The 13,142-nt window shown below is 65.6% G+C and carries 12 protein-coding genes; 11 read left to right on the top strand and 1 reads right to left on the bottom strand.

Translation table 11 applies throughout. The features are described 5' to 3' along the window. The first annotated feature begins 80 nt into the window (after nt 1-80). From IE091_RS14390 to menH, 4 genes are read left to right on the top strand one after another with little or no spacing between them, the layout of a single operon-like run. Nucleotides 81-563, top strand: coding sequence for a DoxX family membrane protein (locus IE091_RS14390; RefSeq protein ID WP_189463956.1), 483 nt, complete (start codon nt 81-83; stop codon nt 561-563). A 6-nt stretch (nt 564-569) separates the two neighbouring features. After that, nucleotides 570-1,919, top strand: coding sequence for an isochorismate synthase (locus IE091_RS14385; protein ID WP_189463955.1), 1,350 nt, complete (start codon nt 570-572; stop codon nt 1,917-1,919). 4 nt (nt 1,920-1,923) lie between these two features. Further along, complete coding sequence (gene menD, locus IE091_RS14380) at nt 1,924-3,627, top strand: 2-succinyl-5-enolpyruvyl-6-hydroxy-3-cyclohexene-1-carboxylic-acid synthase (protein WP_189463954.1); 1,704 nt, start codon at nt 1,924-1,926, stop codon at nt 3,625-3,627. Continuing rightward, entirely contained in the window at nt 3,617-4,402 is a 786-nt protein-coding gene (menH, locus tag IE091_RS14375; protein ID WP_189463953.1) for a 2-succinyl-6-hydroxy-2,4-cyclohexadiene-1-carboxylate synthase, read from the top strand. Before menD ends, menH begins: the two co-directional genes overlap by 11 nt. A 38-nt stretch (nt 4,403-4,440) precedes the next feature. On the opposite strand, the gene IE091_RS14370 is transcribed toward menH, so the two are convergent. After that, on the bottom strand, nt 4,441-5,910 hold the full coding sequence (locus tag IE091_RS14370; protein ID WP_189463952.1) for an anion permease: 1,470 nt from the start codon (nt 5,908-5,910) through the stop codon (nt 4,441-4,443). A 305-nt stretch (nt 5,911-6,215) separates the two neighbouring features. Here IE091_RS14370 and frdA point away from each other — a divergent pair, with 305 nt between their 5' ends. From frdA to IE091_RS14335, 7 genes are all read left to right on the top strand, one after another. Further along, nucleotides 6,216-8,003, top strand: coding sequence for a fumarate reductase (quinol) flavoprotein subunit (gene frdA, locus IE091_RS14365; protein WP_096923386.1), 1,788 nt, complete (start codon nt 6,216-6,218; stop codon nt 8,001-8,003). Beyond that, nucleotides 8,000-8,734: a succinate dehydrogenase/fumarate reductase iron-sulfur subunit gene (locus IE091_RS14360; protein ID WP_189463951.1), complete on the top strand. Its 735-nt coding sequence runs from the start codon at nt 8,000-8,002 to the stop codon at nt 8,732-8,734. The genes frdA and IE091_RS14360 overlap by 4 nt, the downstream gene beginning before the upstream one ends. 32 nt (nt 8,735-8,766) lie before the next feature. Further along, nucleotides 8,767-9,168, top strand: coding sequence for a fumarate reductase subunit C (locus IE091_RS14355; RefSeq protein WP_016915187.1), 402 nt, complete (start codon nt 8,767-8,769; stop codon nt 9,166-9,168). Further along, nucleotides 9,165-9,560, top strand: coding sequence for a fumarate reductase subunit FrdD (gene frdD, locus IE091_RS14350; protein ID WP_189463950.1), 396 nt, complete (start codon nt 9,165-9,167; stop codon nt 9,558-9,560). The genes IE091_RS14355 and frdD overlap by 4 nt, the downstream gene beginning before the upstream one ends. 64 nt (nt 9,561-9,624) lie before the next feature. Beyond that, nucleotides 9,625-10,485, top strand: a complete 861-nt coding sequence (menB, locus tag IE091_RS14345; RefSeq protein ID WP_137093054.1) for a 1,4-dihydroxy-2-naphthoyl-CoA synthase — start codon at nt 9,625-9,627, stop codon at nt 10,483-10,485. Next, entirely contained in the window at nt 10,485-11,456 is a 972-nt protein-coding gene (menC, locus tag IE091_RS14340) for an o-succinylbenzoate synthase (RefSeq protein ID WP_189463949.1), read from the top strand. The genes menB and menC overlap by 1 nt, the downstream gene beginning before the upstream one ends. After that, nucleotides 11,453-12,847 carry an AMP-binding protein gene (locus IE091_RS14335; protein WP_189463948.1) on the top strand — a complete coding sequence of 465 codons (1,395 nt, stop codon included), beginning with the start codon at nt 11,453-11,455 and terminating at the stop codon, nt 12,845-12,847. Before menC ends, IE091_RS14335 begins: the two co-directional genes overlap by 4 nt. Nucleotides 12,848-13,142: the final 295 nt, after the last annotated feature.

The raw sequence follows: 13,142 nt of genomic DNA, 5'->3' as shown, positions 1-13,142 counted from the left end.
ACCTGGGTCAAAAAAGAGGTATCCGTCCTGACGCACACTGGGGCTTCCCCCTGAAAGTGAACGTGGCAGGAGTCTACGCGATGATCGGCGAGTTTTTCAGACAAAACAAATATGCTGCCCTGGTTTGGCTACTGTTGAGGCTGTACCTGGGCATTACCTGGCTGACCCTGGGCATCGGCAAGATGACCGGCGGCTTCAATGCCGAAGGGTTTTTGCGCAACGCCGTGGCCAACCCGGTCATGCGCGAAGGCAGTATGGTCTACCCCAACTACGTGGCGTTTCTGGAGCATGTCGCGCTGCCGTATGCGGATGTGATCAACGTGATGATCCCGCTGGGGGAAGTGCTGGTGGGGCTGGGGCTGATCGTGGGCGTGTTGACCTGCTATGCCGCTTTCTTTGCCATCGTCATGAACATGTCGTTCCTGATGGCGGGCACGGTGTCCACCAACCCCTGGATGATTGCCCTGAGCTTTTTCCTGCTGGTGGCCGGTGCCAACGCCGGGCGCTATGGCGGCGACCGCTGGGTGCTACCCTATATCAGGCATCGGTTATTAGGGAAGTAACGCACTATGCAGGTGATCCAGGCCGCGAAGGCGCTGGCAGCACAGCTGTCGGCGCTGGACCTTTTGGCATGCCGGGGTACGCAGAGCCTGAGTGTGCCCTGCGAGGTGGAGGATTTGGTGGGGTGGTTGAACGCCCAGGGCGTGACGCCCCGCCTTTATTGGCAGCCGCGTGAGGCTTCGGCGGCGGGCTATGCCGTGCTGGGCGAGGCGCGGGCATTTGACTCTCTGGTGGCGCTGCAGGTCGATATGCAGGCTCAAGCTCAAGCTCAAGCTCAAGCTCAGGCCCAGCCCGCCAGCGGCTCGCCCGACTATTTCGGCGGGGTGGCCTTCGATGCCCAAGCGGCGGGTTGGCCCGGGTTTGGTGACTGCCGCTTCATACTGCCCCGGGTGCTGCTCCAGCGCCAGCAGGGGCGGTGTACGCTTTCCGTGAACCTGTGCTTCGATGACCGCCCTCCTGCCGAAGAGCTGGCCGCCGCCCAGGCGTGCCTGGCGGCCATCGCCCCGGAACGGCCGCTGCCCCCGGTGGCTCATGGCAGCTACCAGCGGTGTGATACGCCCACTCGGCCGGAATGGGCCCACTGGGTGTCGCAGGTGACCCAGCCCGAACGGCTGCAGCAACTTCCCAAAGTGGTACTTTCTCGAGAAACCTGCCTGACCGCCGAGCGCGTGCCCAGCCCCTGGGCCTTGCTGGGGCGCTGGCAGGCCGAGGCGCGGCACTGCTTTCATTTCGGGGTGCAGTGGGCGACCGGTACGGCGCTGATTGGCTGCTCCCCCGAACGGCTCTATCGCCGCCAGGGCCAGCAGCTGGTGACGGAGGCACTGGCCGGTACGGCCCGGCGGGGGCGTGACACGGCGCAGGACGAAGCGCTCGCCGGAGCGCTGCTGGCCGATAAAAAGAACGGCCTGGAAAACCAGTGTGTTTACCAGCAGCTGCTGACCCAGCTGGAGCCGCTGGCCCAGCGCCTGGAAATGGGCGAGGCCCACGTGGTGCCGCTGCGGTCCGTGCAGCATATTCGCCGCGAAATTCACGCCGAGCTGCACCCCTTCATCACCGACCAGCAGCTGCTCGCCGTGCTACCGCCCACGCCCGCCGTCGGCGGCACCCCGCGGTCGGCGGCGCTGGCCAGAATCCGTGAGCTGGAGCGCCACGCCAGGGGCTGGTACGCCGGTGCTTTTGGCCGCGTGGGGCATGACTCCAGCGAGCTGGCGGTGTCGATTCGCTGTGCCCAGGTCAGCGATACGGCGATCCGCCTGTATGCGGGGGCGGGTATCGTGGCGGGGTCGCAGGCCGAAGACGAGTGGCACGAGCTGGATGCCAAGATTGCCGATATTCTCTCGCTGCTGGGAATGGGATAAGCCGATGCATTACGCCACCTTTAACCACGTTTGGGCGTCGCTGCTGTTGGAAGAGCTGTACCGCTGGGGGCTGCGCGAGGTAGTCGTGGCGCCGGGCTCGCGCTCCACCCCGCTGACCATGGCGGCCAGCGAGCACGCCGGGCTGCGCTGCCATACTCACTTTGACGAGCGCGGGCTGGGGTTCATGGCGCTGGGCCTGGCCCGAGGCGCCCAGCAGCCGGTGGCGGTGATCACCACGTCCGGCACGGCGGTGGCCAACCTTTATCCGGCCGTGGTGGAAGCCGCGCTGCTGGGCGTGCCGCTGGTGATTCTGTCTGCCGACCGGCCCATCGAGCTGCTGGATAACGGCAGTAACCAGGCCATCGACCAGCGGGATATCTTCGCCCGCCACACGGTGGCGCACCACGACTTGCCGACCCCCAGCCGCGAGATTCCCGCCGCCTATTTGCTCAGCACGATCGACCAGACCATGGCGCGGCAGCACCGGCTGCCGGGCCCGGTGCACTTCAACTGCCGCTACCGCGAACCGCTCTACCCCTCCGGCCCGCCCGTGGAGGCCAGCGACTACCTGGCGCCGCTTTCGCGCTGGCAGCACAGCGATGCCCCCTGGAGCGCCTGGCAAACCGCCCCCGCCGCCCTGCCGGTGGCATGGCCCGCCGCCTTCACCCGGCAGCGCGGGGTAATCGTGGTGGGGCGAATCGATGACCCCCAGCAGGCGGCCCCCATTGCGGCCCTGGCCGAGCAGTTGGGCTGGCCGCTGCTGGCCGACCTGCAAAGCCAGCTGCACGGCGACCCGCGCCACCTGGTGCACATGGACCTGGCCCTTCAGGACCCGCAGGTCAGCGCCGAGCTGGGCCGCGCCAACGTGCTGCTGCAGTTTGGCGGCCGGCTGATTTCCAAGCGCCTGACCCAGATGATTGCCCGCCACCCCTGGCAGCAGGCGTGGCTGGTCGACCCGTTACCCCAGCGCCTGGACCCGGACTTCACCCTTACCCAGCGGCTGGTGTGCACGCCCGCCGAGGCCATCGCCACGCTGCCCGCAGGGCCCACCCAGCTCCCCTGGCATACTCTGGCACGCCTGCAGCAGCGCACCCGCCAGGGCATCGAACGCTATACGGCGGAGTTTTCCGAGCTGGGGGTGTGTCATCAGCTGGCCCAACTGGCCAGAGGGGCGCTGTTCGTGGGCAATAGCCTGCCCGCCCGGTTGATGAACATGCTGGGCTCGACCCGTTCGACGCCGCTGCGGGTGATGGCCAATCGCGGAGCTTCGGGCATCGATGGGCTGCTGGCCACCGCGTATGGCTTGGCCTGCACGACTGATGAACCCACCACGGTGATTCTGGGCGACACCAGCGCGCTTCACGACCTCAACAGCCTGGCGCTGCTGGCCAGGGCCCAGGCGCCGCTGGTCGTGGTGGTGCTGAATAACGATGGCGGCAGCATTTTCCACATGCTGCCGGTGCCGGACGAAGGCGACCTGCTGGAGCGCTACTATCGCCAACCCCACGGGCTCGCGTTCGAGCATGCGGCGCGCATGTTTCACCTGAACTATGCCGCACCGACCACGCTGGCGGCGTTTTGCGAGGTCTACACTCAGGCGCTGGAGGCCGGGGTGACGCTGATCGAGGTCACGGTGCCCCATCAGCAGGCCACCGATGCGTTGCAGGCTCTGGGCGCGTGGCTCAGGGAGGCACCCGATGCATCATGACCCTTCGCCGCCCTTTACGCTGGTGATGCTGCACGGCCTGCTGGGCGATCAGCAAGATTGGCAAGCGCTTGGCGAGGCGCTGGAACAAGTGCTGCCGGGCGTGCGCTGCCTGGCGCTGAACCTGCCGGGGCATGGGCAGCCCACCACGCCTGCGGTGGGCTCTTTTGCGGATTTTCATGACTGGCTCAGCGGCACGCTGGCCGAGGCGGGCGTTGGGCGTTATGGCCTGCTGGGCTACTCCCTGGGTGGCCGGCTGGCGCTCTATCATGCCAGCCGGCGGCCCGCTGGTTTGGAGGCGCTGTGGTTGGAGAGCGCGCACCCCGGGCTGGCCGCGCCAGAGCGGGAAGCGCGCCTTGCCCACGATGAGCACTGGGCGAAGCGTTTTGAGCAGTCGGCGTTGGCCGACGTGCTGACCGCATGGTACCAGCAGTCGGTGTTTGCCGATTTGACGCCACCACAGCGCCAGCGTCAGATTCAGCGCCGGTTGGCCAACCATGGCCCCGCCGTGGCGCACATGCTGCGGGCTACCTCGCTGGGTCGGCAGCCCTCTCTCTGGCAGTGGCTGGCCGAGACCGACCTGCCGGTGGGCTATTTCTCCGGCCTGCGGGACCCTAAGTTCAACACCCTGGCCAACCGCCTGGCGCAGCACGCGCCGCGCCTGCGCCACTGGGCGCTGCCGGGCGGCCATAACCTGCACGTGGAACACCCCAAGGCCATGGCAGGGCATTTGGCACGGCAACTGGCGCAGCACTTGGCACAAACGCTGCCGCGCTGAGGCGCGGCAGCGTCTGGTTCACTGAATCAGTACATGGCTCACTGAATCAGCAGTAGCCAGGGCAGGCCAATGGCCAGCCAGGCCACCAGGAACAGCAGCCCGAAGATGGCCCCCAGGCGCCAGTACAGCGCGCTGGGCAAGTATCCGCTGCCGTAATACACCGGGCTGGGGCCGGTGCCATAAGGGGTCAGGATGCCCATGAAGCCCAGGGTGGGCAGTAACAGCAGAATGAACAGCTGCATGTCCAGCCCGGCAATGCCCGACGCCGCCGCCAGCATGACCGGCAGCAGGGCAGTTACGTGGGCGGTGACGCTGGCGAAGAAGTAGTGCAGAACATAGAAGATGACCACCAGGGCGACCATGGCCAGCAGCGGGTCGAAGTGGCTGATCTGCCCACCCACCAGGTTGCCGAACCAGCCCACGAAGCCCACCTGGCTCAAGCCGCCCGCCAGAGCCACCAGGGTGGCAAACCACACGAAGGTGTTCCAGGCAGCGCGGTTATCGAGAATGTCGTTCCAGCTCACCATGCCGGTCAGCAGCATGCCGCAGATGACCACCAGCCCCACCAGCGACGCCGATACCCGGTCGCCAGCGAAGATCCATAGCAGCAGCGCGGTGCCCACCATGATGACCAGCACGATTTCGTGGCGGGTCAGTGGGCCCAGGTTCTGCAGTTCCCCTTTCGCCCAGTCGGAGATCTCATGCCCGGCCTTTACCTCCGGGGCGCACAGCCAGTAGCACAGCAGCGGCACCAACAGCAGCAGAAGTACCCCCACCGGCACCACCGCCACGAACCACTGCCCCCAACTGATATGGATGCCCGTGGCGCTTTCGGTGAGCGCGATGGCCAGCAGGTTCGGTGCTAGGGCGGTGAGAAACATCGAGCTGGTCACGCAGGTGGCCGCAATGGCGGTCCACATCAGGAAGCTGCCCATACGCTTCATGCTGGGGTCGTTGGGGTGCGAGTCGTACAGCGGCGGCAGGTTACGAATGACCGGATAGATGGTGCCTGCGCTGCGCGCCGTATTGGAGGGCGTAAAAGGGGCCAGAATGCCATCGGCGATCATCACCGCGTAGCCCAGGGTCAGCGTGCGCTTGCCCATGGCGTGCACCAGCCACAGCGAAATCCGCCGCCCCAGCCCGGTCTTTTCATACCCCAGGGCAAACATGAAGGCACCGAAAATCAGCCAGACGGTGGCGTTGGTGAACCCCGAGACCGCCCAGGCGAAGGCCTGGTTGGCGGCGTTGAAGCCGTCGTTGGCCAGCTGCTCCGGGGAGAACAGCACCCAGCGGGAAAGCAGCGCCACCAGGGTAACGCCAACCAGCCCGATGACCGCGCCGGGCAGGGGTTCCAGAATCAGGCCGACTACGCAGCCCATGAAGATGGCAAAGAAGTACCAGGCATGGGGCGGTAGCCCGGCCGGGGTAGGCAGCAGGGCGATCACCAGCGTGGTGGCCAGTGGCGCGAGCAGCGGCCAGCGAGTGCGGAGCGAAGCGCTGAGGTTCATGGCGACCTCTCGATAAGTTATCGGCAAGCCGTAGCGCCTTGCCTGAGTGAGCACAGCAGAGATGAGGTTCAGCGTGGTGTTTCACGGGTGTCAGGGAAAGCATAGGCAAGGCAAGTCGCGGTTTATTTGATCTACATCAATCATGCTTTAGATCAAGGCCGAGGGCCTGTCGGGCTGTGATAACGTCGCTTCATCAGCAGGGCGGCAGGCCGTGCGCAGGCCGGAATCGCGTCATGAGAATCGCGTCATGAGAATTGCGTCATGAGAAGTCCGTCATGAGTAGTGCAGCCGCACAAGGGGGTGCCATGCAGCAGCAGGATGTGGATATCGTCATCGTCGGCGGTGGGGGCGCGGGCCTGCGGGCCGCCATCGCGGCCGCCGAGCAGGCTAAACAGGGCGGTCACGCGCAGCGTATTGCGCTGGTGTCCAAGGTGTATCCCATGCGTTCCCACACGGTGGCGGCCGAGGGGGGCGCAGCCGCGGTGACCAGTGACGAGGACTCGTTTCAGGCGCACTTCGACGACACGGTTTCCGGGGGCGACTGGCTGGTGGAGCAGGGCGTGGTGGACTACTTCGTGCGCCACGCCTACCAGGAGCTGGTGCAGATGGAGCGCTGGGGGTGCCCCTGGAGCCGCCAGCCCGATGGCCGCATACAGGTGCGCCGCTTTGGCGGCATGAAAACCGCGCGCACCTGGTTTGCTGCCGACAAGACCGGCTTCCATATGCTGCACACGCTGTTTCAGACCTCGCTGAAATACCCCGAGATCGAACGCTTCGACGAGTACTTCGTACTGGACCTGGCCGTGCACGAAGGGGCCGTGGTGGGCGTCATTGCCCTGCAGGTCGCCACGGGCGAGCTGCTGCTGTTGCGTGCCAAGGCGGTGGTGCTGGCCACCGGCGGGGCCGGGCGGCTGTTCCGCTTTAATACCAATGCGGGCATCGTCACCGGCGACGGCATGGCCATGGCCTACCGCCACGGCGTGGCGCTGCGCGACATGGAATTCGTGCAGTACCACCCCACCGGCCTGCCCGGCTCGGGCATCCTGATCACCGAAGCGTGCCGGGGGGAAGGCGGTATTCTGCTCAACAAGGAGGGTTACCGCTACCTCCAGGACTATGGCCTAGGGCCGGAAACACCCCTGGGCAAGCCGGAAAACAAGTACATGGAGCTGGGCCCTCGGGACAAGCTTTCCCAGGCGTTCTGGCAGGAGCAGCAGGCCGGGCGCACCGGCAAGTTTGGCGACAGCGACGTGGTCTATCTCGACCTTCGCCACCTGGGCGCCGACTATCTGCATGAGCGCCTGCCGTTCATCTGCGAGCTGGCCAAATCCTATATCAATGTCGACCCCGTCAAGGAGCCGATCCCGATTCGGCCTGCGGTGCACTACACCATGGGCGGCATCGAAACCGATCCCCAGTGCGAAACCACCATCGCGGGGCTGTACGCCGCCGGGGAGTGTGCCTCGGTAGGCCTGCATGGGGCCAACCGGCTGGGCTCCAATTCGCTGACCGAGCTGCTGGTTTTTGGCCGCTTGGCCGGGGAGCAGGCCAGCCAGCGGGCTGCCCGCACCGACTGGGTGGCGCTGCCGGTCTTGCAGGCGCAGGCCCAGCGGCAGCAGGCGCGGCTGGCCACGCTATGCGATGGCCAGGGCAGCGGTGAATCCTGGGTGACGCTCAAACACGCTATGGTGCAGGCCATGGAGAGCGGCTGCGGCATTTACCGCACCGAAGCAGGCATGCAGCAGGCGTTGGACACCCTTCGCCAGCTGCGCCAGCGCTATGCCCAGGTGCGGGTCAGTGACACCAGCAAGATCTTCAATACCGAGCTGCTGGAGTGTCTGGAGTTTGGCTACGGGCTGGAGATTGCCGAAGCGTCGTGCCTGGCCGCGTTGGAGCGTCGCGAATCCCGGGGTGCCCACCAGCGCCTGGACGAGGGCCTGCAGGCCCGTGACGATGTGGGCTATCTCAAGCATAGCCAGGTGTTTTACCAGGGTGACGCGCCCGCCGAGCTGCGCTGGCAGGCGGTGGATACCCGTTTTTCGGCCCCGGCCGCGCGGGTTTACGGGGATGCGGCCAAGGGAGGCAAGGCATGAACAAGCACATCAGCATCAAGCGTTACCTGCCCGACAGCGCAGCGGAACCCTACTGGCAAACCTACGACGTTGCGGTGGAGGACAGCACCTCGCTTCTCGACGCGTTGAACCATATCAAGGAGCAGCAGGACAGCACGCTGAGCTACCGCTGGTCTTGCCGAATGGCGATTTGTGGCTCCTGCGGCGTCATGGTCAACGGCATTCCCAGGCTGGGCTGTAAAACCTTCCTGCGCGACTACCCTGACGAGATTCGTATCGAACCGCTGGCGCACTTCCCCGTGCAGCGGGACCTGGTCGTGGACATGGCGCTGTTCCTGGAGCACCTGGCGGCGGTGAAGCCCTACCTGATCGAACAGGACCCGGTGCAAACCTTCGACCCCGGCCAGGCGCAGCCCCACACACAAATGCCTGAACAGCTGGCGCGCTATCGGCAGTTTGCCAACTGCATCAACTGTGGCCTGTGCTATTCGGCGTGCCCGCAGTTTGGTTTGAACCCGGAGTTTCTGGGGCCTGCGGCGCTGACCCTGGCACACCGTTACAACCTGGACAGCCGGGATCAGGGCAAACGCCAGCGCATGGCGCAGCTCAACCGCCATGATGGTGTCTGGAGCTGTACCTTCGTGGGCTTCTGCTCGCAGGTATGCCCCAAGCACGTCGACCCGGCCGCTGCGGTCAATCAGGGCAAGGTCGAGGCCGCCAAACATACGCTGATCGCACTGTTCAAGGGCTGATTGGCCAGAACGAACCGTCGGGAGAGTGCCTCATGGAAAAATCATCATCACAACGGCTGCCGCCCCTGAAGCGCAACTGGTGGCTTAAGCACGGTTTCTTCAAGCGCTATATGCTGCGCGAAGCCACGGTGGTGCCGCTGGTGTTTTTCATTCTCTGCCTGTTGGCAGGGGTGTTCGCGCTGTTGCAGGGCCCGGCGAGCTGGCAGGGCTGGGTGGCCTTCATGGGCTCGCCGCTGGTGCTATTGCTGAACGCGCTGGCGCTGGTGGCCAGCCTCTATCACGCGGCCACCTTCTTCGTGCTGTTTCCTCGGGTCATGCCGCTACGCGTGGCGGGGCGCAGCGTACCCGCTGGTGCCATCGTTGCTGGCCAGTGGGCGGGAGTCGTGGCAGTGGCGGTCGTGTTGTTCTGGCTCTTGGGGAGGGGCGGCGCATGAAAACCTCACATCAAAAAGCACCCCTGGGTCAGCCTCGGCAAGCCTATGACGAACCCCTGTGGTGGGGGCTGTTCAGTGCCGGGGGCGTCTGTTTTGCCGTGGTCTTGCCTGCGGTGATTCTGTTCATCGGGCTATTGCTGCCGTTGGGCCTGCTGCCCGCCGAGGCGCTTGGCCACGAGCGGGCCTCCCGCCTGCTGTTCAGCCTGCCCGGCGTGCTGTTCATCGGCGCCGCCGTGTGCTTGCCGCTGTTTCATGCCGCCCACCGGCTGCGCCATGGCCTATTCGACCTGAGCCTGGGCCAGGACACCCGCAACAAATGGCTGATGTACGGCCTGGCGTCCCTGCTGAGCCTGTTGGCGCTGGCTCTGGTGATCGTGGGCTGGCTGCGCTGAGGCCCGCTCGCGAATATGGTCGTATCAAAAATAATGCACACCCCTGATAAAGCACGAGGTCAGCATGATCGAAGGACTCACGGAACAGGCGCTGTATGCCCCCATCGCGTGGCAGGATGCCTCGCAGGAGTACCAGGACATCCTCTATCACACCGCTGAGGAGGGCATTGCCCGGATCACCATCAATCGCCCTGAGGTACGCAATGCGTTTCGCCCGCAAACGGTGAGCGAGATGATCCATGCCCTGGGCCGCGCGCGCCACGACAGCGCCATTGGCGCGATTCTGCTGACCGGGGCAGGCGAACAGGCCTTCTGCTCCGGGGGCGACCAGCGCATTCGTGGCGACTACGGCGGCTACCGCGACGAGGCGGGCACCCATCACCTCAACGTGCTGGATTTCCAGCGTGACATTCGCACCTGCCCTAAGCCGATTATCGCCATGGTGGCGGGCTACGCCATTGGCGGTGGCCACGTGCTGCACATGATGTGTGACCTGACCATCGCCGCCGACAACGCCGTTTTCGGGCAAACGGGCCCCAAGGTGGGGTCGTTTGACGGGGGCTACGGGGCTTCTTACATGGCGAGAATCGTCGGCCAGAAAAAAGCCCGTGAAATATGGTTCCTGTGCCGACAGTACAGCGCCGCCCAGGCGTTGGAGATGGGGCTGGTGAACCACGTGGTGCCGGTGGCCGAGCTGGAGCGAGAGAGCGTGCGCTGGTGCCGTGAAATGCTGCAGCATAGCCCCATGGCGCTGCGCTGCTTGAAAGCGGCGCTGAACGCCGACTGCGACGGCCAGGCCGGGCTGCAGGAGCTGGCGGGCAATGCCACCATGCTCTTCTACATGACCGACGAGGGGCAGGAAGGGCGCAACGCCTTCAATGAAAAGCGCCGCCCGGACTTCTCGCGCTACCCGCGCAACCCCTGATGGCGCTGGCGCTTTACCGCTACTCGCTACCGTTTCGCCAGCCGCTGATGTTCAAAGGTCAGCGGTTGGCGAGCAGAGAAGGCCTGTTAGTCACCATCAACGGCCAGTGGGGCGAGATAGCCCCTTTGCCTGGCTTTTCCCGTGAGAGCCTCGCTGACGCCACCGCCGAGAGCCTGGCCTGCCTGGCGGCTATAGAGCGCGGTGAGACAGCAACGCCAACGTTACCTTCAGTACAGTTTGGTTTTGACTGTGCCCGGCACCGCTGGCCTGCTTCCCTGCCTGCTCCTCTGCCGCCTTACCCATTGCTGCAGGGCACCCCGCAAGCGCTGATGAGTGCACTGCCGGAGCGCGCGGCCCAATGGCAGGCCGCCCCACCAGAGCGCATCAAGCTGAAGGTGGCCCGCTACCCGAGCGATGCGGAGCTGGCCTTGATCGCAAGCCTTGCCAAGTGGCTACCCAACACGCGACTGATCCTCGATGCCAACGGTGGCTGGCAGCGCGAGCAGGCACTGCGCTTTTGCCAGCAGCTCTCGCCTGCCCAAATCGATTACCTGGAGGAGCCCTGTGCTACGCTGGCAGACAGCATCGCCGTGGCGGACGACACGGGCATCGACATCGCCCTGGATGAAACCCTGCAGCGCGGCACTGCCTGGGCGCCGCACCCCCGGCTGGCGGCGCTGGTCATCAAGCCGACGCTGATTGGCGGGTTCGCGGCCTGCCAGGCGTTGGTTCAGCGCGCCAGGGCCCACCGCTTGCGGGTGGTGATCTCATCCAGTTTCGAATCTCAGTGGGGGTTGGGGCAGTTGAGCTGCCTGGCCCGGCAGTGGGCTCCCGAGGAGCCTGCGGGGCTGGATACCGCCCAGGCGTTCAGCGAATCACTTCTCTCGCCAGCCGGTGAGTTGCGGCACGCGCGGCTGCACAGCCTCTACCACGCCGCTGCTGGCGACGACCGCAAGGAGCTTTCCCCGTGACCGAGACATGCCCCATTCACTACTGGGCCCAGCAGACGCCGGAGCATATCGCGGTGGAGGCGGGCGCGGTGCGCCTGAGCTATCGCACGTTGAACCGGCGCGTGGCATCCCTGGCCCAGCAGTTGGCCAGGCAGGGCCTGATGCCGGGCATTCCCCTTTTGGTACCCACCCGAGGGTCGTTGCAGGGCGTGCTGCTGGCCTGGGCCTGCCTGCGGGCAGGGGTGGTGTTCTGCCCGCTGAATCCGGCGTTTCCCGTGGCTCAGCAGCAGGCGCTGGCGCGGCGGATGCAGGTCACCCGGGTGTGCCAGCCGGAAAGCGACTTTGCCTACTCTTCCGAGCTGCCGCCGATCTCCCTCGACTACCGCGCGGAGGCCGACCCCGGCGAGCCACCGGTCTTGTACGCGAGCCAGCGCAGCAACACCATCCTCACCTCCGGCTCCAGCGGCCCGCCCAAGGCGGTGCTGCACCGGGTGGGTAATCATCTGGCTTCGGCGCGGGGTTCGGCGTCGCTGATTCCTGTGGACCCGGATAGCGGCTGGCTGCTTTCGCTGCCGCTGTTTCATGTGGGGGGCTATGCCATTGCGTTTCGGGTCTTTCTGGCCGGGGGGCGGCTGGTGCTGGACGATGCGACTCGCCCGCTGGCTGAGCGCCTGATGCAGCAGCCTATCACCCACCTTTCATTGGTGCCGACGCAGCTTTGGCGGCTACTGAGGGAAGGCTTCGACCCTCGACACACCCAGCTTCGCGAGCTACTGCTGGGGGGCGCGGCCATTCCCGCGCCGCTGGTCGAACGCTTGCAGCGCCTGGGGCTGACGCCCAAGGTCAGCTACGGGCTGTCGGAAATGGCCAGCCAGGTGTGCACCGGCTTGCCCTCCGCCCCTGGCGTGGTAGGGCAGCCCTTGCCGGGGCGTCAGGTGCGGGTGGTGGATGGCGAAATTCAGGTCAAGGGCGACACGCTGTTCAGCGGCTATCTGGCCGATGGCGCGCTGGACCCCGCCGTCAACGACGAGGGCTGGTTCGCCACCCGTGACCGAGGCTACTTCGACGACCAGCAGGCGCTCGTCGTCGAAGGGCGGCTCGACAACGTGTTCATTTCCGGCGGTGAAAACATTCAGCCAGAGAGCATCGAGCAGCGGCTGGTCGACTACCCGGGCGTGGCCCAGGCGCTGGTGGTGGCCGTGCCCCACCCGGAGTGGGGCGAGCGCCCGGTGGCCTTCATCGAACCGCAAACCGATGCGCTCTGCCACAAGGCCCTGGCCGCCTGGGTACGCGAGGTGCTGCCGGGCTTCATGGTCCCCGATGCCTGGCTACCCTGGCCACCGCAGGTGGCGCTCAAACCCTCGCGCAAACAGTTCGCCGAGTTGGCACGCAGGCAGTTGGCTGACGTTTAGCCTCTGTGTCAGGCCTGTTATGGGGGCGCGTATTCAGGTGGCGTTAATAGCGGCAAATAGCGCTCAAGCAACTGTGCAGCGTGCAGCACCTTGAGGTCCTGGTATTTTCCGGCCACCAAATGCAGGCCCACCGGCAGCCCTTGCTGATCCAGCCCGCAGGGAAGGGAAGCGGCGGGTTGCTGGGTCAGGTTGAGTTATTGTCAAATTCTGTGTATGGCCGGTCAGGCGGCAGTCCTGTCTGACTGATCGGTCAAGGGTTCGCCGTCCTTGAACTGGACGTTGTTCACGACCAGCT

Source organism: Vreelandella hamiltonii, assembly GCF_014651775.1.
Lineage (GTDB): Bacteria > Pseudomonadota > Gammaproteobacteria > Pseudomonadales > Halomonadaceae > Vreelandella > Vreelandella hamiltonii.
This window is presented reverse-complemented; position numbering and strand designations above follow the sequence as displayed.

Bases quoted from the DNA above. Each gene is read 5' to 3' on its own strand.
- IE091_RS14390 (WP_189463956.1), top strand. From the start codon at position 81: ATGATCGGCGAGTTTTTCAGACAAAACAAATATGCTGCCCTGGTTTGG.
- IE091_RS14385 (WP_189463955.1), top strand. From the start codon at position 570: ATGCAGGTGATCCAGGCCGCGAAGGCGCTGGCAGCACAGCTGTCGGCG.
- menD (WP_189463954.1), top strand. From the start codon at position 1,924: ATGCATTACGCCACCTTTAACCACGTTTGGGCGTCGCTGCTGTTGGAA.
- menH (WP_189463953.1), top strand. From the start codon at position 3,617: ATGCATCATGACCCTTCGCCGCCCTTTACGCTGGTGATGCTGCACGGC.
- IE091_RS14370 (WP_189463952.1), bottom strand. From the start codon at position 5,910: ATGAACCTCAGCGCTTCGCTCCGCACTCGCTGGCCGCTGCTCGCGCCA.
- frdA (WP_096923386.1), top strand. From the start codon at position 6,216: ATGCAGCAGCAGGATGTGGATATCGTCATCGTCGGCGGTGGGGGCGCG.
- IE091_RS14360 (WP_189463951.1), top strand. From the start codon at position 8,000: ATGAACAAGCACATCAGCATCAAGCGTTACCTGCCCGACAGCGCAGCG.
- IE091_RS14355 (WP_016915187.1), top strand. From the start codon at position 8,767: ATGGAAAAATCATCATCACAACGGCTGCCGCCCCTGAAGCGCAACTGG.
- frdD (WP_189463950.1), top strand. From the start codon at position 9,165: ATGAAAACCTCACATCAAAAAGCACCCCTGGGTCAGCCTCGGCAAGCC.
- menB (WP_137093054.1), top strand. From the start codon at position 9,625: ATGATCGAAGGACTCACGGAACAGGCGCTGTATGCCCCCATCGCGTGG.
- menC (WP_189463949.1), top strand. From the start codon at position 10,485: ATGGCGCTGGCGCTTTACCGCTACTCGCTACCGTTTCGCCAGCCGCTG.